Below are 22,211 nucleotides of genomic sequence, written 5' to 3' on the forward strand. Positions count from 1 at the left end.
AAAAGAAAAGAAACTCGCTACGCTCAAACAGCTTTTCTTTTTACGTATTCTTCAAACATTTGACACTCGACTGCGGAAGCTAAGGACATAATCGGATGTGACATAAATGTTATTTCGTATTGCTTTTTGTAAAAAATTAGATCTCGAATTGACGTTTTTAATAATTTTACTCAACGATTAAGTATCCGGATTTTAAAAGGCATTTAGAAATATAAATTGGTCTTATTGTCAGTTCGAGCGCAGTCGAGAACCAATATTGCATCTCGACTGCGCTCGATGTGACAAAAACAATTAGACTTTTTATATTTCTAATTGGTCAATTATTTCAATAAACAAATTGTTACATTTGCAACTATGGAATTTTCTTCAAAATTATTAGAAAAAGCAGTAAATGAAATTTCGCAATTGCCTGGAATTGGAAAAAGAACGGCTTTGCGATTAGTGTTGCATTTGTTAAAACAGCCTAAGGAACAAACTGGTTTTTTAACTCAGGCGTTAGTCAATATGCGTGAGGATATTAAGTTTTGTGAAAGCTGTCATAATATTTCGGATACCGCAATTTGTGAAATATGCAGTAATAAAAACAGGAATCACCAAGTAGTATGTGTTGTTGAAGACATTCGCGATGTGATGGCAATTGAAAATACAGGACAGTTTAAGGGAGTGTATCATGTTTTGGGAGGTAAAATTTCGCCAATTGACGGAGTTGGGCCAAGCCAATTAAAGATTGCCAGTTTAGTAGAAAAGGTGAAGTCAGGAAAATTGATTGAGATTATTTTTGCATTGAGTTCTACGATGGAAGGAGATACCACTAATTTTTATATTTATAAGCAAATTTCTGATTCGGATATTATAATTTCCACTATTGCCAGAGGGATTGCTGTGGGAGACGAATTAGAATATGCTGACGAAGTGACTTTAGGACGAAGCATTTTGCAACGTTTGCCTTTTGAAAAGGCAATTAAAAATAATTAATCGGTTTAATAATAACGAGGCTTTTAATATAATAAATGAAAAGCTATATTTGTTATCTAAAATAATAAAATGGGTAAGTATCTATTTGGTTTATTACTAAGTATTAGTGTGCTGTTTTCCTCCTGTATTTCGACAAGAGATTTGGTTTATTTGCAAAATAAAAACGAAACCAATGTTGAAACTTCTATTTCGGCAGTTGCGTCTAAACCTTATCGTTTGCAAACCAATGATGTTTTGAGTATTAGCATTAAAGCAAATGATCCTAAATTAGTTGAGATTTTTAGTACTACAAATAGTGGGGAATCAGGTAAATCTGAAGCATCTTTGTATTTTAGTGGTTTTACCGTTGACGATCATGGGAATATCCGAATGCCTATTTTAGGAGAATTGAATGTGATAGGTTATACTCTTGACGAGGTAAGGCAACGTATCGAAAAACAATTGTTAGCCGAGTATTTCAAGAAAGAAGCTAATATTTTTGTGATAGTAAAGTTGGCTGGATTTCGTTATACGATAAATGGAGAAGTAGGAAGTACAGGAACTAAAACTTTGTTTCAGGAGCATGTGAATATTATGGAAGCTATTGCTAATTCGGGTGATATAACCCTTTTAGGAAATAGAAAGGAAGTGACCATTATCCGTAAAACACCCACAGGGAATGAAACACACAATATCGATCTTACGGATGCTAATGTGGTGAATTCTCCTTATTTCTATTTGCAGCCTAATGATTATATTTATGTAAAACCACTCAAGCAAAAAACCTGGGGAACAGGAAAAACGGGTATAGAATCCTTAGGTACGGTATTGACGTTAATATCGTTAGCAACGACTGTTTTTTTATTATTAAAAAGATAAAATACATTTCTAAAAAATGTTAGATATAAAAGACTTTTCCATTTTTGAAAATCAGGTAAGCTTTGACTTCAAAGGATTGCTTATAAAAATATTGAGCTATTGGAAATGGTTTTTGATAAGTTTGATTATCGCTTTTACTATTGCCTATCAGGTGAATATTCGTAAAGAGAAAATTTACGAAATGGGGACTTTAATTTCGGTTAAAGAAGAAAATAATCCATTGTTTACTTCTAATACGAGTTTGACATTCAATTGGGGAGGGGTTTCAGATCAAATGCAAACCATTTTAACCACCTTACAATCCCGGTCTCATAACGAATTAGTAGTTGACAAATTACAGTATTACATCGATTATTTGGTACAGGAAAAGTATAATATGGTGGATGCTTACGGAGCTGTTCCTTTTTATGTGAATATTGATAAAAACAAGGGGCAGCTGTCAGGAGGATTGATTAATATTACATTCTTAAGCGAATCAGAATATCAGATAAAAATCCCGTTTGAAGGTAATTCCGCTTCCTTAATTACCTATTCTGATAATTCATATAGTACTACCGCTGTTGCTGCCGGGGATTTTGTTAAAAAATATAAAGTTGGAGAACAGGTTTCGTTGCCGTTTCTGCATTGGAAATTACAAATAAAAGATAATCCGGGGTTTTATAAAGGTAAAGAATACTTTGTTCGCTTTAATGATTTCAATGGAACAGTATCGCGTTACAAAGGTATTAGTGTAGAAGTTGATGATAAAGGAGCATCTATATTAACATTAAGATTGCAGGGAACTAATAAGGCCAGAATGGTTGAATATCTTAATGCGACTGTCAATATGCTTATCAAAAGACAATTGGATAGCAAAAATCAGTTTGCAACCAATACAATTGCTTTTATCGACAGTACACTTGTTGCTATGGAATCGCAATTAAAAACAGCTGGAGAAGAATTGAAGTCTTTCAAGAAAGGAAAAGATGTTTTTAATATTGAAGACGGCGGAGCCAAGTTTTCGGATAAAATTCTTCAATATGATGTTGAAAAAGATGCGATTGCCCGAAAAATTACCTATTACAATTCGCTTAAAGCTTATTTGAAAAATAGTGTCGATTATTCCAGACTTCCGGCACCATCAGTTGCTGGGATTGATGATCCAAATATTGTAGCTAATATTTCTAAACTTATAGCACTTTCTACACAACGTTCGGAAATGGCTTATGCTGTAAAAAGCGATAAGATATTTAGGGATTTTGACAATCAAATGGAAGCGGTTAAGAATGTTTTATTGGAAAATATTGCTTCTGCAAAATCATCGTTGCAATTTGATTTAGGATTGGTTAATAGTAAAATTAATCAGGCTGAAGGGAATATTAAGAAGTTACCTGATGATCAACAGGAGTTGGTTAAAATAAAGAGAAAATACGATTTAAGCGATAATATATACAGTACATTTCTTCAGAAAAGAAGCGAGGCCGATATTGTAAAAGCAGCAAATTTATCCGATATTCATTTTATTGATCCAGCCAAGGATGTCGGGGGAGGTTTGATAGGGCCTAAAACATCGGTAAATTATGTATTGGCACTTTTTCTGGGAATCTTTATTCCGTTGCTTGTTATATTTGTTGTCTTTTTTATTAATAATTCGGTTCAAAATGTAGAAGATGTTAGTAAGCAAACCCAAATTCCTTTAATAGGCGTTGTGGGTGTGTATAAAGATAAGGGTGAATTGGCAGTTTTTGATAAGCCTAAGTCTGCCTTATCGGAATCTTTTAGGGCTATTCGTTCTTCTTTACAGTTTTTGTATAAAAAGCAACATGTGGAAGGTGCAAAAACACTTATGATAACCTCTTCTATAAGTGGTGAAGGAAAGACCTTTTGTTCGATAAATATTGCTACTGTTTTTGCTTTAAGCGAAAAGAAAACGGTTATTGTAGGTTTGGATTTGAGAAAACCAAAATTAGCTGAAGAATTTGACCTGTCTAATGAAGTTGGTGTTGTGAATTATTTAATTAAGCAAAAAGGACTGAAAGAAATAATCAATACAACTAAGATACCTTATCTGGATGTCATTCTTTCGGGGCCAATTCCGCCTAATCCATCGGAGTTAATTATTGGAGAAGCAATGGCAGATTTGATAGGAGAATTGAAAAAAGAGTATGATTATATTATTTTAGACACGCCTCCGGTTGGTTTGGTTTCCGATTCCTTAGAGTTGGGACAATATGCCGATGTTACTTTGTATATTGTTAGGCAGAATGTGACCAAGAAGGAGATGGTTCCTTTGTTGAACAATAGGGTTAAAAGAGGAGAGATGACTAATGTTAGTATTATTTTGAATAGTTTTGAAAATAAGGCTAAATATGGTTCGGCTTATGGATACGGATATGGCTACGGAGATTATTCAAGTGGTTATCACGAAGAGGAAAAACCAAAAGGATTAATCCAAAAAATACTTAAAAAGATTAGAAAAGCGTAGGGGGTGTTTAGAATTGTATGGAAAAGGAATTTTCTTTTTTGCTTGATCAAAAAAGAAACAAAAAAATATTCATGCGTTCTTATTGTTTTTTGGTATTCATGAATCTTCGATTTCAAGTCTTGCTCTTCCTCGTCGGTCAAATTAGTTTTCGAATGCTAAAAGAAAAGAACTCGTCCCGAAAGCTTTCGGGACTCAAACAGCTTTTCTTTTTAAGCATTCTTCAAACATTTGACACTCGACTGCGGAAGTTAAGGACAGTTGGAGTTAGGGAAGAATCACGTTTTTGTTTAAAGTTGAATAAAATTACTCATCGAACTTACTTTTTGATAATTTTACCAATGATTTTTTGAAAAAAAATTAAACACGCTCAATAGCAAATTTTAAATAGATAAATGAGAGAAATAACAAAATATAGCATTTTAATAACTGGAGGAGCTGGTTTTATTGGTTCTAATCTTTGCGAATATTTTTTGTCAAAAGGAAATAAAGTAATTTGTTTGGATAATTTTGCCACGGGTCACCGCCATAATTTGAAGGGTTTTATAGATAATCCTAATTTTCTTTTGATTGAAGGTGATATTCGAAATTTAGAAGATTGTAAAAATGCCGTAAAAGGAGTTGATTATGTTTTGCATCAGGCGGCTTTGGGGTCGGTTCCGCGTTCTATTAAGGATCCTGTTACTACAAATGATGTTAATGTTTCAGGATTTCTGAATATGTTGCAGGCTGCTACAGAGGCCAAAGTAAAACGCTTTGTGTATGCTGCCAGTTCTTCAACTTATGGGGATTCGGTAGGTTTGCCAAAGGTTGAGGAAATTATTGGAAAACCGCTTTCTCCTTATGCAATTACCAAATATGTAAACGAATTGTATGCTGAGATTTTTAGTAAAACTTACGGGATAGAAACCATAGGTCTGCGTTATTTTAATGTTTTTGGAAGAAAACAAGATCCTAATGGCGCTTATGCGGCAGTGATTCCTAAATTTGTGATGCAGTTGATGAATCACGAAAGTATTACCATCAATGGTGATGGGAATTATTCACGTGATTTTACTTATATCGATAATGTGATTCAAATGAATGAATTGGCAATTTCGACGGATAAAATTGAGGCTGTGAATACAGTTTATAATACGGCTTACGGAGATAGGAATAGCTTGAATGATTTGGTTGGCTATTTAAAAGAATATTTGAGTGTTTACGATGCTGAAATTGCAAATGTAACAGTTGTTTATGGACCCAATAGAGCAGGGGATATTCCGCATTCATTAGCAAGTATCGACAAGGCAAAAAACTTACTAGATTATAATCCGAAATATTCTTTACAGGAAGGACTTAAGATTGCGGTTGATTGGTATTGGGATAATTTAAAATAGCGTTGTGGTTGTCAGTTCTTGGTTGTGAGTTGTGAGTTGTCGGTTTTGAGCTCTTAGTTTGAAAAATCAATGTAATTATCATTAAACTTAAAATAGATGAAGAGTTATAAAGATTTAGATATTTAATTGGGATGGAGTTGTTTTATAAAACCCATGCTTTGTCATTGCAATTACCCAAATATGAGTTGTATGAATTAGGGAGTCAGATTAGAAGATCTTCGGATTCTGTTGTGACAAATATTGTGGAAGGTTACGGACGTAGAAGGTATAAAAATGATTTTATTAAGTTTTTGGTTTATTCCCATGCGAGTAATTTAGAAACTCTTAATCATATTGAAAAAATAGTCAATTTGTATCCAAACTTGGCGGATGAAATGAAAATACTCCACGAAAAGTATGATGCTTTTGGAGCTAAAATCTTTTCTTTTCTGAAGTATGTAGAGGAACATTGGAAAATATAAAAAGGGTTGTGAGTTGTGTGTTGTTAGTTGTTTGACAACCAATCACTGACAACCGATAACAGATAACAGAAAAATAATAAATGGGAATTACAAAGATTTGTTGCATTGGAGCGGGCTATGTTGGAGGTCCTACAATGGCAATTATTGCACAAAAATGTCCGCAGATACAAGTAACTGTAGTGGATTTAAACGAAGAAAGAATTGCAGCCTGGAATGATGAGGATGTGAATAATATTCCAATTTATGAGCCGGGGCTTTCGGATATTGTAAAAGAAGCCAGAGGGAGAAATTTGTTTTTTTCTACTGATGTTGAAAAAGCAATAGATGAGGCGCAAATGATTTTTATTTCGGTAAATACACCAACCAAAACCTATGGAAAAGGAAAAGGAATGGCAGCCGATTTAAAATTCATTGAGTTGTGTGCCCGACAGATTGCCAAGGTTGCAAAAGAGAATAAAATAGTAGTAGAAAAATCGACTTTGCCGGTTAGAACAGCGGAGGCAATTAAGAGTATTTTAGATAATACAGGTAATGGGGTGAAGTTTCAAATCCTTTCAAATCCTGAGTTTTTGGCCGAAGGAACAGCAGTTCAGGATTTGCTAAATCCAGACCGAATTTTGATAGGTGGTGATACTACCGAAGAAGGGCAAAAAGCCATTCAGGCATTGGTTGATGTTTATGCTAATTGGGTTTCTGAAGATAGAATTCTGACAACTAACGTATGGTCTTCCGAATTATCAAAATTGACGGCAAATGCTTTTTTGGCACAAAGAATTTCGTCGATAAATGCAATGTCTGAGCTTTGTGAAAAAACGGGTGCCGATGTGAATGAGGTAGCGAGAGCTATTGGAATGGATAGCAGAATTGGGCCAAAATTCTTAAAAGCTTCTGTAGGTTTTGGAGGTTCTTGTTTTCAAAAGGATATATTGAATTTGGTTTATATCGCAAAATCATATGGCTTAAACGAGGTAGCGGATTATTGGGAACAGGTGATTATTATGAATGATCATCAAAAAAGACGTTTTTCAAATAATATTGTAAAAACCCTTTATAATACTGTTTCCGATAAAAAGATTGCATTCTTAGGTTGGGCTTTCAAAAAAGATACTAACGATACCAGAGAATCGGCGGCTATATATGTAGCTGATGACTTAATAAGTGAGAATGCTAAAATTGCTGTTTATGATCCTAAAGTATCCAGAAAAAAAGTCTTAGCCGATTTGGATTATTTACAGTCAAGAGCAGCTGATGAAAATGTAAATAGTGTTTTGTCTTTCGAAAATCCTTATGAAGCCTGTTTCAATGCTCATGCGGTAGCAATACTTACTGAGTGGGATGAGTTTGTTAATTACGACTGGCAAAAAATCTACGATTCTATGCAAAAACCAGCCTTTGTATTTGATGGAAGAAACATATTAAATGGATCTGATTTGGAAAAAATAGGATTCGTTTATCAGGCGATTGGGTCTTAGAGTTGTCAGTTGTGAGTCCCGATAGCTATCGGGATGGGTTTTCTGTTGTCAATTCAAAAATAATATACCCCGTTGGGTGAAATTATAAAAAACGTCAGTTCGAGTGTTCCGTTACTTCGGGAGAGAACGTTAATAAATATAGTCTGTCCCTCGACTTCACTCGGGATGACAGAACAAGGGAAATTTGATTAAAAACGGTTCTCATAGCATTGTGTATTAATCCAGTGTCAGTTCGAGGCTGAATTTATTCTAAAAAGGAATATGAAATAACATTTGCTTTGTCAGGCTGAGCGAAGTTGAAGCCCTGTTTAAATAAAAAACGTTATTGGTAGAGGAGTCAAGAACATTAGTGGTATAGAAGTTTGTCCCTCGACTTCGCTCGGGATGACAAATATTAATTTTTCAGAAAAAAAATAGAGATGAATTGGTATGTAGTTTATACAAAACCGAAGTGGGAAAAAAAAGTAGCAGAGCAATTAACCGAAAAAGGAATTGAGTGTTATTGTCCTATAGTGACTCAAGTACGTCAATGGTCGGATAGGAAAAAGAAGGTAGAAGTGCCTCTTTTTAATTCCTATATTTTTGTTCGCTTAGCGGAAAAAGACAGGAATTCGGTTTTTCAGTCTGCAGGTGTGGTGCGTTATCTTTTTTGGCTAGGAAAACCTGCAATTGTGCGTGATGAAGAAATTAATACGATAAAAAAATGGCTTAGTGTTCCTGATCAATATGAGGTTTCAGTTGTTTCTTTACAGGTAGGGGATAAGGTTGTTTTGGAGTCTGGACCTTTTAAATCGCAGGAAGCAGTAGTTCAGGAAGTGAACAAGACCCATTATGTTTTGGTGTTGGAGTCTATGGGATGTGTTTTGAAGGTGCAACTTAAATGATACACTTTTTTAGTTTTTTCAATGCGTCTTAGTTTTCTGTTGCAATAGAAAACTAAGACGCATTTTTTTTAGATGTGTTGAATAAAAATAAAGTTTTAATGTTATGTGTATGTTAAATAAGTAGGATTAAACTTTGCTTTTATCCTTTTTTTGTGTCACTGAATTAGGTGATATTTTTAAATAATATTTCTTTAATAAAATAATTCTTTCTGTTGATTTATAGCTGTTTAAGGTGTTTTTGTCGTTGAATGGCTTGTTTGAATCGTTTATCTGTTAAATACATAATGGAAATTCGGCTTATTGTAGTTATATTTGCGCACAAAAAATAATGATGATTTTCCTCCCGTTTTATGTGGGTTGGAACCGCGAAGCGTTGGTAGCTACTTCTTAATAGCGAAGTAAAATAAAAGCTTAATATATTTTGTTTTATTACGTAACACACACTATCATGACGTTTTTATCAAATGTGAAATTATGGTTTCTAATTTTCTTTTTTAGCTCACTTAACTTTTATTATAAGTGGTGTTCGCTGAATCTTCGATTTGGCTTGATCAAAAAAGAAACAAAAAAATATTCATGCGTTCTTATTGTTTTTTGGTATTCATGAATCTTCGATTTCAAGTCTTGCGCTTCCTCGTCGGTCAAATTAGTTTTCGAATGCGCAAAAAGAAAAGAACTCGCTACGCTCAAACAGCTTTTCTTTTTGCGCATTCTTCAAACATTTGACACTCGACTGCGAAAGCTAAGGACACAATCGAATACAAAACAAAGGTCATTTTATATAATTTTAGGCTAAAAAATATATTCCGGACAGATGTATAATTTTCATTTAACGGGTAAAATAAGAGTAAATTAATGGATTCTAATTCTAAAATAGCAGTTATAGGTCTTGGGTATGTAGGCTTGCCATTAGCAAGACTATTTGCTACAAAGTATGCTGTTGTTGGATTTGATATCAATCAAAAACGAATAGAAGAATTAGGCAGCGGAGTCGATAGTACTTTTGAAGTAGAAACCGAAGCTTTAAAATCGGTTTTAGTTTCAAAAAATGAAATTAAAAATCAAAATGGTTTATACTGTAGTAATCAATTAGAAGATATAGCCGATTGTAATTATTATATCGTTACTGTTCCTACACCAGTTGATAAAAACAATCGCCCTGATTTGACTCCTTTATACAAAGCGAGTGAAACAGTGGGCAAGGTTTTGAAAAAAGGAGATATTGTAGTTTATGAATCGACTGTTTATCCGGGGGTAACAGAAGATGAGTGTGTACCGGTTTTAGAGAGAATATCAGGATTGCAATTTAATGTCGATTTCTTTGCGGGTTATTCTCCTGAAAGAATCAATCCAGGAGATAAAGAACATACTGTCGATAAAATCTTAAAAGTAACCGCTGGTTCTACTCCGGAAATTGGACAAAAAGTAGATGCCTTATACCAATCGGTAATTACGGCTGGAACGCATTTGGCACCTTCTATAAAAGTAGCGGAAGCAGCCAAAGTAATTGAAAATTCCCAACGTGACATTAATATTGCTTTTGTAAACGAATTGGCTAAAATATTCAATTTGATGGATATCGATACCCAGGCGGTTTTAGCAGCTGCTGGAACCAAATGGAATTTTTTGCCATTCAAACCGGGACTGGTTGGAGGACATTGTATTGGAGTAGATCCTTACTATTTAGCGCAAAAAGCACAGGAATTAGGTTATCATCCTGAAATCATATTGGCTGGACGTCGTTTGAATGACAGTATGGGGGAATATGTTGCAGCTCAGGTAGTCAAATTGATGATAAAAAAAGGAATTTCGGTTAATGGAGCTAGGCTTTTAATGCTGGGGATTACTTTTAAAGAAAACTGTCCTGACGTGCGCAATACTAAAATTGTTGATGTGATTAAGGCATTGAAAGAGTATGGAATTTCTATAACTATTTATGATCCATTAGCTAACCCGGCTGAAGTAGCAAAAGAATACCAGTTAACCACAACAAATCAGATACCACAAGAAAAATTTGATGCCATTGTATTAGGAGTAGCGCATAGTCCGTTTTTAACAATGGATTTGTCAAGGCTTCAAAATACAACCAGTATCATCTACGATGTAAAAGGAGTTTTAGAGCAAGATTTTGATGGCAGACTTTAAATAAAATAAAGCCCCAATTATTATTATGACAAAAAAGAATTCAATAACACATGTGATTTTAACAGGAGGAATAGGAAGCCGATTATGGCCTTTGTCCCGTAAAAGCCAACCTAAGCAATATTTAGAAATATTTGAAGGGAAATCTTTATTCGAATTAACTGTAGAGCGTAACAGAGGTATAGCGGATAAAATTGTTGTAGTTGGGAACCGAGATAATTGTCACCTTAGTCACAAAGTGATGGACAAATCTCAGGCGCCTTATATTAATATAGTGGAGGCTACTCCCCGAAATACTGCAGCGGCAATTGCTTTTGCCGCCTTCGCTGCCCAGGCAGACGATATTTTAATCGTTACTCCTTCCGATCATATTATTGACGATATGGAGAAATACGAAGAAGCAATTAAGCAGGGTATTGAAAAGGCTTCTAATGGTGCAATAGTTACTTTTGGGATTCAGCCCACTAAGCCCGAAACAGGTTATGGTTATATTGAACGACTAGGTGATAAAGTAATTTCCTTTCGTGAAAAACCGAATGAGTTTACTGCCATCAATTTTTTAACGAAGGGGAATTTTCTTTGGAACAGCGGAATGTTTTGTTTTAAAGCGAGTGTCTTCTTAGAGGAACTGAAAAACTTCCAGCCCGAAGTATATGAAAAAGCCAAATTAGCCTGGGAAAATAATGATAATGGGAATTTAGATTTAGAGTTATCTTTAGCAATCCCTTCTATTAGTGTGGATTATGCTGTGATGGAGCGCAGTAAAAAAATTAAGGTAGTGCCTTCTGAGTTTATCTGGTCTGATTTGGGGTCTTTTGAATCTGTATATGATTATTTCGCGACCAAAGGTCACCCGGTAGATGCTAAAGGAAATATGGTTATTGGTACGGATGTTTTTACCGCTTTTGTAGGTTTACGTAATACTATTTTTGTATTTACTCCGGATGCCAATTTGATTTTGAAGAAAAGTCATTCTCAGGATGTGAAATATGTTTACAATGATTTAGAAAAAGAAAAATCGGTACTGTTACATTAAAACAATAAAAACAGATCAATAATAAATTTATGAGAAAAGTAATTACAGTCCTTTTAATGCTGTTTGCAATGTTTCAATCTTATGAGGTATTCGCACAGGATTTATTAAAAGCTAGTGATTTAAGTACACTGAAAGTAGATAATTTAACAGAGAGTGATTTGTTGAAAATAAAGTCACAGTTGCAAAGCAATAATATGACTATAGATCAGGCAGAGCCGATGGCTTTGGCTAAAGGAATGTCTGTAACTGAATTTGCCAAATTGCGTAGCCGATTGGTTAATCAGCAAGGGAATGGAGGGACTTCAAATGCGAAGAGTTTAGCTGAAGGAAGTGAAAGAAAACAAGAAAAAATCAGCAATACGAAAGTAAAAGATACCGAGAATGCTTTGGTTTTTGGATCCGAATTGTTTGATAATCCTACTTTGAATTTTGAGCCCGATTTAAAATTGGCTACTCCGGTAAATTATGTATTAGGGCCTGGAGATGAATTACAAATCAGTGTGTATGGAGTACAGGAGTTTAACGCTTCTATACCTGTAAGTGTGGAAGGAAAAATAAGTATCCAATACGTGGGGCAGATTGCTGTTTCGGGAATGACGATCGAGGCGGCTACGCAAAAGATACGCAATGCCATTGCCGGGGTGTACAGCACCGTTAGATCGGGGCAATCGCAGGTGGGTATTAGTTTGAGTCGTATTCGTACCATTAAAGTAACCTTGATAGGTAGTAAGCAGCCGGGGAATTATTCGGTTTCTTCATTGGCTACGGTCTATAATGCCTTGTTTTTAGGAGGAGGACCTGCTAAAAATGGCAGTTATAGAAACATTGAGTTGTTGCGTAACAATAAGGTCTACAGAACGATTGATTTATACCGTTTTCTTGTGAAAGGGGACCAATCGGATAATGTGGGCTTGAAGGATAATGATGTGATTCGAATCCCTGCTTACACTCAAAGAGTTTCTGTGGAAGGAGAGGTTAAGCGCCCGGGTATTTTTGAAATGAAAAAAGGAGAAACTTTTGCTGATTTATTATCCTTTGCGTCTGGCTTTAATGAGTTGGCTTATACTGCTTCAGTAAATGTGATGCAAAAAACAGCGAAGGAATTTAAAGTAAAAGATATTTATACTTCAGAATACGCTAGTTATAAGCCTCTTTCGGGAGATGTATTCCGTGTGTCCAAAATATTGAACCGTTTTGAAAACCGAATTAAAATTGACGGTGCTGTGTTCAGACCCAATACCTATTCTTATTATGAAGGGATGCGAATTTCGGATTTGGTTTCCAAAGCCGATGGCTTAAAAGAAGACGCTTATACTAAAAGAGCACGCATTATCAGATTGAAAGCCGATTTGACCACTGAAATCGTTAATGTTAATCTGGAAAAAGCTTTGAAAAATGATGCCGAAGCCAATATTGTATTGCACAAAGAAGATGTGGTGACCGTGTATTCGGTTTTGGATTTCAAGGAAGAGTATAAGGTTACGATTGACGGTGAAATTAAAAAACCTGGGAATTATGATTATCAACAAAATTTAACTTTGAATGATTTATTGATTCAGGCTGGCGGATTAACAGGCTCTGCTTCCAAAAGAGTAGAAATAGCCAGAATGATTCAATCGGACGAAATAAATGATAAAAACCAGGATAAAGCCCAGTTATTTAATCTTGAAATTACTGCAGACAATAACGAACAAGTCAAAAATTTTGCTTTGGAGCCTTTTGATGTGGTTAATATTCGTAGAATGGCAGTTTATGAAAAACCGGAAATGGTAACAGTTACTGGAGCGGTACCTTATGCAGGAAAATATGTTTTGGTTACTAAAAGAGACAAGGTGTATGATTTGATTCAGCGTGCGGGTGGTTTGACTTCTCTGGCTAATATCAACGGGGTTAAAATTAAACGACCGATTCAAGGTGCACAAATTGAGGCTTTGGAAAATGTGAATTTGAATCTGGGAAAAAAGGACAGCATTCAGGACAAGTTGACAAAAAAACTAAAGGAAGATTTAAAATACGCAACAATACCGGTTGATTGGAAATCCATTACTAAAAATCCTAAGAACAGCAGCAATGTGACCTTATTTCCTGGAGATGAAATTGAAGTAGCTACGTTTACAGAAGGTGTAAAAGTGGCCGGTAATGTATTGTTGAATTCTGAGATTCCGTATAACAGCGGTAAAGGATTTAATTACTATCTGAATGCTGTAGGTGGGGTAGATGCCAAAGGCTGGAAGAAAAAAGCCTATATTATTTATCCGAATGGAAAAGCTGATGTAGCAGGTTCTTTCCTGTTTATCCGTTCCTATCCTAAGGTAATGCCGGGTTCTCAGATTGTGGTGCCTGAAAAACCGGAGCGAAAGAAATTAAGTGCCGGGGAATGGGTAGGTTTTGGAAGTGTGATTTCCAGTTTGGCATTACTGATTATAACAGCTTTTAAATAGAATAGAGTCATCAGTTGTCAGTTGTCTGTTGTGAGTGTTGAGTTAAGTGTTTTTAGTCGTATGTTGTTAGAGGTCGTTCTAAACGAATCCAAGACAGAAAACTGACAACCCATAACCCACAACACATAACATAAAAATAAAAAAATGAACGAGCAAAACGACGAAATATCCTTAAAGGAATTATTGGAAAAAGCGAAGGAATGGTTTGATTACTTGCTTTCGCAATGGAAGATTATTGTGTTGGCTGGAATAGTTGGAGCAGTCCTTGGTTTGAGCTATTCTTTTATTAAGAAACCAATTTATACGGCGACTTTATCTTTTGCGTTAGAAGATGAAAAAGGTGGCGGATTAGGTGGGGCATTAGGTCTGGCCAGTTCTTTTGGGATTGATCTTGGAGGAGGCGGAGGAAGTATGTTTTCCGGTTCCAATTTGACTGAATTGTTTAAATCCCGCTCTATGGTGGAAAAAACTTTGTTAAGTCCTGTTGTCGTAGACGGAAAGAGTATTTCTTTGGCAGAGATGTACATCCAAAATAATGAATGGAGAGAAAAATGGAATGATAAGCCTAAATTTGCAGCTATTCAGTTTTTACCAAAGGCTAAAAGAAAGAATTTTAACAGAGTTCAGGATAGTATTTTAGGTGTTATTTATGATGATTTATCGAAGTCAGCTTTGTCTGTCGCCCAAAAGGATAAAAAAATTGCAATTATCAATATTGATGTCGCTTCTGAAAATGAATTGTTTTCTAAATATTTCTGTGAAGCCCTGGCTAAGGAAGTGTCTGATTTTTATATTGATACCAAAAGCAAGAAATCCCGCGAAAACATGCTGATTTTAGAACGTCAGACCGATTCTATTCGTCGCGAACTCAACGGAGCAATTACGGGAGTGGCGGTAGCCAATGATAATACTTTTGGATTAAATCCGGCTATGAATGTCCGTCGTGCTCCCTCTGCCCGCAGGCAGGTAGATGTACAGGCGAATACAGCGATACTGACTGAATTAGTAAAACAGTCGGAATTAGCTAAAGTAACTTTGCGTAAGGAAACTCCATTGATTCAGGTGATTGATAGACCAATATTACCATTACCTAAAGAGAAGTTTGGAAAAGCTAAAGGGATTTTGTTTGGTGGAGTTTTGGCTGGTTTTCTTACGGTTTTAGGTTTGATCGGAAGACGTATTTTTAAAGAAATTTTATCTTAAGTTTATGCAAACCTATAGTTTAAAAGTTGTTGAAATCCGTAAAGAAACAGAAAATACTGTTACGCTGTGTTTTAAACAACCCGGATTAAAAAAGATAAAATATCTAGCGGGACAATATATCAGTTTGATTTTTAGGATAAATGGCAGACGTTATGTCCGTCCTTATTCTTTTTCGTCTTGTTTCGGTATTGATAGCTATTTAGAAGTAACTGTTAAAAGAGTTCCGGGAGGGATTGTTTCTAATTATATTAATGATTTAGTACAGGTAGGTGATGTTATTGAAGTACTAAAACCAATGGGGGATTTTATCTACCCTTTAGATCAATACTTCAAGCAGGTTTTTCTTTGGGGCGTAGGTAGTGGAGTGACTCCCTTGTATTCTTTGTTAAAATTTATTTTAAATGAAGAAACGTTTAAGGATACTAAGGTACATTTAGTGTACGGCAATCATACTGCCGCCAGTTCTATTTTTTGGAATGCTTTGCACGAGCTACAAGCTCATCATTCTGATCGATTTGAGATTACTCATTTTCATACTCGTCAAGAGTTAAATGAAGAGAATATAGATAGTTTATATGGTCGAATTCAACCGGATATGGTTTTGGAATCTTATAATTCTAATATTATAAAAGAAAGTCTTCATTATATTTGTGGTCCTTCTGATTTAAAATTAAATATTAAAAAATCTCTTAAGAATTATCAAGTAGAGGATGATTGTGTTTTAGTTGAAGATTTTGAGTTAACTAAAAATCCGGAAGATTTTAAAGGTATAGAAGATCGTAGTATTCAATTAGAATTCGATAATAGACAATATATTCTTGAAATTGAAAAAGGGAAGAATATTTTAGAAGTGGCTCTTGATGCTGACATTGAGTTGCCCTATTCCTGTATGATTGGAAACTGCGATAGTTGTAAAGCTACTGTTCGAAGTGGTGCCGTGAAAATGATTGGGATTCCAGAAAGAATAGATTTGTCAGAGGATGAAACTTTACTATGTTGTTCTTATCCTTTAACAGAAGACATACATATAAAATTATAAACTTATGAAAGTAGTTATTTTTGCGGGTGGTTTTGGTACTCGCCTTATGGAAGAAACAGAAGCTCGACCTAAGCCTATGGTTGAAATAGGAGGTAAGCCTATTTTGTGGCATATTTTAAAAATGTATGAACAACATGGTTATAATGAGTTCATCATTTGTTTGGGTTACAAAGCTACTTTCATCAAAGAATATTTCTACAATTATTATTTGCATAATTCGGATGTAACCATTGAATTGGCCAATAATAATATTAATGTTCATTATTCAGAAACAGAATCTTTCAAAGTAACCTTAATTGATACCGGATTGTATACTAATACGGCAGGACGTTTGAAACGTATTCAAAAATATGTTAAGGATGAGACTTTTATGTTGACTTATGGAGATGGTGTGGCTGATATAGATTTAACAGAACTATTTAAATTTCATAAATTCCATGGTAGATTAGCGACTTTGACTAGTGTACAGATACCAGGACGTTTTGGAAATTTAGATATCAATGAATCTGGTGAAGTGGGGCATTTTGAAGAAAAACCCATGGGTGATGGAATGTGGATAAATGGTGGTTTTTTTGTATTAGAGCCAGAGATATTCAAGTATTTAGATTATGATGTCGAAGATGTACAATGGGAAAAAGGACCTTTGGCAGCTCTGGCAGAAGATAATCAATTGGCGGCTTACAGGCATAATGGATTTTGGAAATGTATGGACGCATTAAGAGATAGACATGAGTTAGAAGCAATGTGGAATTCTGGAAACGCAAAATGGAAGACATGGTAACATCATTATTTCAAAAGTTACAAAAAACGTATGGTGGTAAAAAAGTATTTTTAACCGGGCATACCGGTTTTAAAGGTGCCTGGATGCTGAAAACGTTGTCAATGTTAGGAGCAGATGTAAAGGGCTATGCATTGAAACCACAAACAGAAAATGACTTGTTTTATTTGATTGATGGACAGCAAATATGTGATTCTGTTATTGCTGATTTACGGGACAAACAGCGTTTACAAAAAGAAGTTGTTGATTTTCAACCGGATTTTGTTTTTCATTTGGCTGCACAGCCTTTGGTACGATTGTCTTATGAAATACCCGCTGAAACTTTTGAGGTCAATGCGATAGGTACAGCAAATGTATTAGATGCCGTGCGTCTTCTTAACAAATCTTGTTCAGTTGTTTTGATTACAACGGACAAGGTTTACCATAACAATGAATGGTTGTATCCTTATCGCGAGAATGATCGATTAGGAGGGTATGATCCCTATAGTGCCAGTAAGGCTTGTACGGAATTGGTAATTGATTCCTACCGGAATTCATTTTTCAATATTAAAAATTATAGCCAGCACCAAAAAGGGATTGCAGTGGCAAGAGCGGGTAACGTAATAGGCGGGGGCGATTGGTCTAAAGATAGATTAATTCCTGATATAGCTAAAGCATTTGCTGTTGAAAAACCGGTTGTGATTAGAAATCCAAATTCTGTAAGGCCTTGGCAACACGTTTTGGAACCAGTGATTGGTTATTTACTGTTAGGAGCTAATTTAGCTACTGATCCCATAAGATTTAGTCAAGCCTATAATTTGGGTCCACATTTGTCGGATGCCCTTCCTGTTGAGGAGATGCTCAAATTGGCTATTGCTAGTTGGGGAAAAGGTGAATACAAAGTTGAAAGTGTTGAAGGACAGCCACACGAAGCAGGTTTGTTGAAATTGGATATAAGTAAAGCAATTACAGAATTAAAATGGCAGCCTAAAATGAATGCCCAACAAGCCGTTTTTATGACTATGGATTGGTATAGCGAGTTTAATTCGAATAAAAATAACATTATTGATTTTACAATAGAGCAAATCAAAACTTTTTTGAATGAATAAAGTTTTGATAACAGGTATTACAGGTTTTTTAGGTTCTCATATTGCTGAGAATTTGATTGCTTCTAATATAACTGTAATAGGATTGAAACGAAAGAATTCGGATACATGGAGATGTAAAGGATTTGAAGATGCAGTTCAGTGGATTGACATTGATGAAGAGGGATTATATGTGAAGGAATTATCATCGATAAGTTTTGATACTGTTATCCATGGAGCATGGATTGGTGTAGAATCTGATTTAAGGGATAATTGGAGCGAACAGTCCAAAAATATTTTTTTCCTATTGTCTTTGTTGCAGATTTCTAAAAATGCAGGGGTTCGTAAATTTATATTTTTAGGTTCGCAAGCAGAGTATGGAAGTTTTAACGGTAAAATCAATGAGGATTACCCCTCAAACGCATTAAATGCCTATGCTGGTGTAAAGTTGGCCTGTCTTGAATTAGTGAAAACATTCTGTTTGACCAATAATATAAACTGGATTTGGTTGCGATTATTTTCTTTTTTTGGAGAAAAGGAAAACAGTAATTGGCTTATACCGTCTTTGATTCGTACAATGAAAGTTGAAAAGCAAATGGATTTCACCAAAGGTGAACAAAAATATGCTTATTTGTATGTAAAGGATTTTGCGGTTATCATGAATTACGTGATAACAAATTCAATTCAATCTGGTATTTATAATATTTCCTCGAACGAATCAAGAACTATTAAGTCATTGATAGAAGAAATCAGGGATTACGTGAACCCAAATTTTGTTTTGAATTTTGGGGCTTTGCCATATAGAGAAAATCAATCAATGCATATGGAAGGAGATAGTGGAAAACTTTTTTCTCAAATTGGGAAAATAACCCCTACAGATTTTAGAAAGGCTTTAGTTAATACTTTAGAATATTACATAAAAACTAATTCATAAGATGAAAGCATCAGATTTTATAGTTGAATTTTTGGAGAAAAAAGGTATTACCAGTGTTTTTGAATTATCTGGAGGGATGATTACGCATTTATTGGATTCATTTAATCAGAGAACAAAAATAAATGTTGTTTCTATGCATCATGAACAGGGAGCTGCTTTTGCAGCTGAAGGTTTTGCAAGGGTAACGGGGCTTCCTGGGGTAGCTTTGGCAACATCAGGTCCTGGAGCTACAAATCTGCTAACAGGAATTGGTAGCTGTTATTTCGATTCAGTGCCTGCTATTTTTATTACGGGTCAGGTAAACCGTCATGAATTAAAGGGAGACAGGGCAATAAGACAATTGGGTTTTCAGGAAACGGATATTATTTCGATGGCAAAACCTATTACGAAAGCTTGTTTTCAAATTTTAGACGGGAATGAGATACCTCAAATTTTTGAAAAGGCATTTGAAATTGCTTTGGAAGGAAGACCAGGTCCAGTTCTTATAGATGTTCCTATGGATATTCAGCGTTTTCAGATAGAAGACACAAAAATTGAATTACAAAGTGGGCAAGAGGAGGAAATTAGTCCTGTAGTAATTCAAAATATGATTAATGATATTCAGCAGGCCAAAAAGCCGCTGATATTGGCAGGAAGGGGAATTAAAGCCTCCAATAGTCAACAGAATTTTGAATTATTTGTGCATGAAACAAAAATTCCTGTCATAACGACACTTTTGGGTCTGGATACTATGGAATATGCCAATCCGCAACGTGTGGGCTTTATAGGGAGCTACGGAAATCGATGGGCCAATATTGCTTTTGGGGAATGTGATTTACTTATCGTTTTGGGAAGCAGACTGGATATCCGTCAAACCGGAGCGGACACAAAATTTATCGAAAACAGAAAAATTTATCACATAGACTGTGAAAAGGGTGAAATTAACAATCGAGTTACAGGTTGTATTGCCATAAATAACGATTTAAAATCTTTTTTTTCCAAGTTTCACCAAGTTGCCTCAGATAGTAAATTTGCTTTGCCAAAACCGTGGTTGAATCAAATTGAGGAATTAAAAAATACTTGGCCCGACACAAAAGAGTTAAAGACCAAGGGCATAAATCCAAATGAGTTTATTCATTTGCTTTCGAATAACGCTATCAAAGCAAAAGCATATTTGGCAGATGTAGGTAGTCATCAAATGTGGACTGCTCAATCAGTCGAATTGAGTAATTCTCAATTGTTCTTAACTTCTGGAGGTATGGGAGCAATGGGGTTTGCTTTGCCTGCGGCTATAGGAGCTTGTTTTGCTTTTGAGAAAAAACCTGTAGTGACCGTTATAGGAGATGGCTGTATGCAAATTAATATTCAAGAATTGCAAACAATTGTCAGAAACAAACTGCCTGTTAAAATTATCGTGATGAATAACAGAAATTTAGGGATGATTCGCCAGTTTCAGGATAGTTATTTTGAGTCACGTTATCAATCAACCTATTGGGGTTATGATGCGCCTGATTTTGAAAAGGTAGCTGTTGCTTATGGAATTGATTCAAAGACAATTGTTGCAACGGATGAAATTAAGGATGCTGTGAATTGGTTGTGGGAAGGGGATAATGAAAATAAACCTCAATTATTGCAGGTAATGATAGATCCACACACCAATACCTATCCCAAAATCGCTTTCGGACGACCAATAACAGAAATGGAGCCTTTTGCTAAGCCAATAGAAATGGAAGGAACCTAATGGCTTAATATAACTGAGATATATAAAGAATAAAATAATCATAATAATTTAATATGTTAAAAAACATACAAGATCTTTCTCTTGAAAACAGTCTGAGAGAAATAGCAAAGAAGAAAACGACCCAAATAATTGTTCCTGGTGAAAATTATATTCCTGTGACAGGAAAAGTATTAGACGAAGAAGATATTTTATTGGGTGTTGATGCGGCTTTAGACGGTTGGTTGACGGCTGGTCGTTTTGCCAATACCTTTGAAACCGATTTTGCAGCTTATTTTGGCGCTACAAAAGCCTTGTTGGTGAATTCAGGCTCATCAGCCAATTTGGTAGCATTTTATGCTTTGACATCTCCAAAATTAGGAGAGAGAGCTATTAAACCGGGGGATGAGGTAATTACTGTTGCGGCTGGTTTTCCTACTACGATCAACCCAGCGATTCAATTTGGAGCGATTCCTGTTTTTATTGATGTGGATATTGCAACGCATAATGTGAAAGCAGATATGATTGAGGCAGCAGTAAGTCCTAAAACAAAAGCAATTATGATTGCACATTCATTGGGGAATCCATTTGATTTGGACGAGGTGATGCGTGTGGCTAAAAAATATAATTTATGGGTAGTGGAAGATGATTGCGATTCATTGGGAGCAACCTATAAGGGACAAAAAACCGGAACTTTCGGTGATATTTCTACTTTCTCATTCTATCCGGCACACCATATTACGATGGGTGAAGGAGGAGCGGTTGTGATTAATAACCCTGTTTTGGCCAAATTAGCCGAAAGTTTCCGTGATTGGGGACGTGATTGTTATTGTGAACCAGGTAAAGATGATACCTGTGGTTGCCGTTTTGGACAGCAGTTAGGAACATTGCCTTACGGTTATGATCACAAATATACCTATTCTCATATTGGATTTAATCTAAAAGTTACCGATATGCAAGCCGCTTTTGGGGTGGCCCAAATCAAAAAAATTGATTACTTCGTTCAACGTAGAAGAGAAAATTATGCCGCTTTGTACGAGCGTATGAAAGAATTTGAAGAAGTATTTATTCTTCCGGAACCAACTCCAAATTCAGAACCTTCTTGGTTTGGATTTCTATTAACACTTCGCGAGGGGGATGCAAACGATCGTCATATGTTAGTTCAGCATTTAGAGAAAAATAAAATTGGAACCCGTTTGTTATTTGGAGGGAATCTGTTAAGACAGCCTGCTTATGCTAATATAGAACATCGTGTAGTTGGAGATTTGACTAATACAGACACTATAATGAATCAATCGTTTTGGTTGGGCGTATGGCCAGGGTTGAATGAGACGCATTATGATTATATAGCAAGTATAATTAGAAATTATCTAAACTCTTAATAACAA

General features: G+C 35.4%; 17 protein-coding genes. All 17 read left to right on the forward strand.

All coding sequences use genetic code 11. The features are described 5' to 3' along the window. The first annotated feature begins 354 nt into the window (after window positions 1-354). The 17 genes from recR (at window position 355) to rfbH (ending at window position 22,205) form a co-directional block, all read left to right on the forward strand. Window positions 355-975 carry a recombination mediator RecR gene (gene recR / locus EOD40_RS10265; protein WP_128195200.1) on the forward strand — a complete coding sequence of 207 codons (621 nt, stop codon included), beginning with the start codon at window positions 355-357 and terminating at the stop codon, window positions 973-975. 69 nt (window positions 976-1,044) lie between these two features. Further along, window positions 1,045-1,833, forward strand: a complete 789-nt coding sequence (locus EOD40_RS10270) for a polysaccharide biosynthesis/export family protein (protein WP_128195202.1) — start codon at window positions 1,045-1,047, stop codon at window positions 1,831-1,833. Between the two features lie 16 nt (window positions 1,834-1,849). Continuing rightward, window positions 1,850-4,297, forward strand: coding sequence for a polysaccharide biosynthesis tyrosine autokinase (locus EOD40_RS10275; RefSeq protein ID WP_128195204.1), 2,448 nt, complete (start codon window positions 1,850-1,852; stop codon window positions 4,295-4,297). A 392-nt stretch (window positions 4,298-4,689) separates the two neighbouring features. Further along, window positions 4,690-5,673: an SDR family oxidoreductase gene (locus EOD40_RS10280; RefSeq protein ID WP_128195206.1), complete on the forward strand. Its 984-nt coding sequence runs from the start codon at window positions 4,690-4,692 to the stop codon at window positions 5,671-5,673. A gap of 131 nt (window positions 5,674-5,804) precedes the next feature. Further along, on the forward strand, window positions 5,805-6,134 hold the full coding sequence (locus EOD40_RS10285) for a four helix bundle protein (protein ID WP_128195208.1): 330 nt from the start codon (window positions 5,805-5,807) through the stop codon (window positions 6,132-6,134). An 80-nt stretch (window positions 6,135-6,214) separates the two neighbouring features. Continuing rightward, window positions 6,215-7,606 (forward strand): UDP-glucose 6-dehydrogenase, encoded by a 1,392-nt coding sequence (locus EOD40_RS10290; protein ID WP_128195210.1) that lies wholly within the window; start codon window positions 6,215-6,217, stop codon window positions 7,604-7,606. Between the two features lie 419 nt (window positions 7,607-8,025). Beyond that, window positions 8,026-8,490: a UpxY family transcription antiterminator gene (locus tag EOD40_RS10295; RefSeq protein WP_128195212.1), complete on the forward strand. Its 465-nt coding sequence runs from the start codon at window positions 8,026-8,028 to the stop codon at window positions 8,488-8,490. 855 nt (window positions 8,491-9,345) lie between these two features. Further along, entirely contained in the window at window positions 9,346-10,635 is a 1,290-nt protein-coding gene (locus EOD40_RS10300) for a nucleotide sugar dehydrogenase (RefSeq protein ID WP_128195214.1), read from the forward strand. Between the two features lie 25 nt (window positions 10,636-10,660). Then, entirely contained in the window at window positions 10,661-11,668 is a 1,008-nt protein-coding gene (locus EOD40_RS10305; protein ID WP_128195216.1) for a mannose-1-phosphate guanylyltransferase, read from the forward strand. 56 nt (window positions 11,669-11,724) lie between these two features. Next, window positions 11,725-14,109 (forward strand): SLBB domain-containing protein, encoded by a 2,385-nt coding sequence (locus EOD40_RS10310; RefSeq protein WP_449404214.1) that lies wholly within the window; start codon window positions 11,725-11,727, stop codon window positions 14,107-14,109. Between the two features lie 144 nt (window positions 14,110-14,253). Then, window positions 14,254-15,312 (forward strand): Wzz/FepE/Etk N-terminal domain-containing protein, encoded by a 1,059-nt coding sequence (locus EOD40_RS10315; protein ID WP_128195220.1) that lies wholly within the window; start codon window positions 14,254-14,256, stop codon window positions 15,310-15,312. Between the two features lie 4 nt (window positions 15,313-15,316). After that, window positions 15,317-16,351 (forward strand): flavin reductase family protein, encoded by a 1,035-nt coding sequence (locus EOD40_RS10320; protein WP_128195222.1) that lies wholly within the window; start codon window positions 15,317-15,319, stop codon window positions 16,349-16,351. 4 nt (window positions 16,352-16,355) lie between these two features. Next, entirely contained in the window at window positions 16,356-17,132 is a 777-nt protein-coding gene (rfbF, locus tag EOD40_RS10325; protein WP_128195224.1) for a glucose-1-phosphate cytidylyltransferase, read from the forward strand. After that, window positions 17,126-18,217 carry a CDP-glucose 4,6-dehydratase gene (gene rfbG, locus EOD40_RS10330; RefSeq protein ID WP_128195226.1) on the forward strand — a complete coding sequence of 364 codons (1,092 nt, stop codon included), beginning with the start codon at window positions 17,126-17,128 and terminating at the stop codon, window positions 18,215-18,217. The genes rfbF and rfbG overlap by 7 nt, the downstream gene beginning before the upstream one ends. Beyond that, complete coding sequence (locus tag EOD40_RS10335; protein ID WP_128195228.1) at window positions 18,210-19,127, forward strand: NAD-dependent epimerase/dehydratase family protein; 918 nt, start codon at window positions 18,210-18,212, stop codon at window positions 19,125-19,127. The genes rfbG and EOD40_RS10335 overlap by 8 nt, the downstream gene beginning before the upstream one ends. 1 nt (window position 19,128) lies before the next feature. Next, window positions 19,129-20,847 (forward strand): thiamine pyrophosphate-binding protein, encoded by a 1,719-nt coding sequence (locus EOD40_RS10340; protein WP_128195229.1) that lies wholly within the window; start codon window positions 19,129-19,131, stop codon window positions 20,845-20,847. A gap of 53 nt (window positions 20,848-20,900) precedes the next feature. Then, window positions 20,901-22,205, forward strand: coding sequence for a lipopolysaccharide biosynthesis protein RfbH (rfbH, locus tag EOD40_RS10345; RefSeq protein WP_128195231.1), 1,305 nt, complete (start codon window positions 20,901-20,903; stop codon window positions 22,203-22,205). The last annotated feature ends 6 nt before the right edge of the window (window positions 22,206-22,211 follow it).

The organism is Flavobacterium sufflavum, from assembly GCF_004016525.1.
Taxonomy (GTDB): Bacteria; Bacteroidota; Bacteroidia; order Flavobacteriales; family Flavobacteriaceae; genus Flavobacterium; species Flavobacterium sufflavum.

Excerpts from the sequence above, each read along its gene's own strand:
- recR (WP_128195200.1), top strand. The coding sequence starts at position 355 with ATGGAATTTTCTTCAAAATTATTAGAAAAAGCAGTAAATGAAATTTCG.
- EOD40_RS10270 (WP_128195202.1), top strand. The coding sequence starts at position 1,045 with ATGGGTAAGTATCTATTTGGTTTATTACTAAGTATTAGTGTGCTGTTT.
- EOD40_RS10275 (WP_128195204.1), top strand. The coding sequence starts at position 1,850 with ATGTTAGATATAAAAGACTTTTCCATTTTTGAAAATCAGGTAAGCTTT.
- EOD40_RS10280 (WP_128195206.1), top strand. The coding sequence starts at position 4,690 with ATGAGAGAAATAACAAAATATAGCATTTTAATAACTGGAGGAGCTGGT.
- EOD40_RS10285 (WP_128195208.1), top strand. The coding sequence starts at position 5,805 with ATGGAGTTGTTTTATAAAACCCATGCTTTGTCATTGCAATTACCCAAA.
- EOD40_RS10290 (WP_128195210.1), top strand. The coding sequence starts at position 6,215 with ATGGGAATTACAAAGATTTGTTGCATTGGAGCGGGCTATGTTGGAGGT.
- EOD40_RS10295 (WP_128195212.1), top strand. The coding sequence starts at position 8,026 with ATGAATTGGTATGTAGTTTATACAAAACCGAAGTGGGAAAAAAAAGTA.
- EOD40_RS10300 (WP_128195214.1), top strand. The coding sequence starts at position 9,346 with ATGGATTCTAATTCTAAAATAGCAGTTATAGGTCTTGGGTATGTAGGC.
- EOD40_RS10305 (WP_128195216.1), top strand. The coding sequence starts at position 10,661 with ATGACAAAAAAGAATTCAATAACACATGTGATTTTAACAGGAGGAATA.
- EOD40_RS10310 (WP_449404214.1), top strand. The coding sequence starts at position 11,725 with ATGCTGTTTGCAATGTTTCAATCTTATGAGGTATTCGCACAGGATTTA.
- EOD40_RS10315 (WP_128195220.1), top strand. The coding sequence starts at position 14,254 with ATGAACGAGCAAAACGACGAAATATCCTTAAAGGAATTATTGGAAAAA.
- EOD40_RS10320 (WP_128195222.1), top strand. The coding sequence starts at position 15,317 with ATGCAAACCTATAGTTTAAAAGTTGTTGAAATCCGTAAAGAAACAGAA.
- rfbF (WP_128195224.1), top strand. The coding sequence starts at position 16,356 with ATGAAAGTAGTTATTTTTGCGGGTGGTTTTGGTACTCGCCTTATGGAA.
- rfbG (WP_128195226.1), top strand. The coding sequence starts at position 17,126 with ATGGTAACATCATTATTTCAAAAGTTACAAAAAACGTATGGTGGTAAA.
- EOD40_RS10335 (WP_128195228.1), top strand. The coding sequence starts at position 18,210 with ATGAATAAAGTTTTGATAACAGGTATTACAGGTTTTTTAGGTTCTCAT.
- EOD40_RS10340 (WP_128195229.1), top strand. The coding sequence starts at position 19,129 with ATGAAAGCATCAGATTTTATAGTTGAATTTTTGGAGAAAAAAGGTATT.
- rfbH (WP_128195231.1), top strand. The coding sequence starts at position 20,901 with ATGTTAAAAAACATACAAGATCTTTCTCTTGAAAACAGTCTGAGAGAA.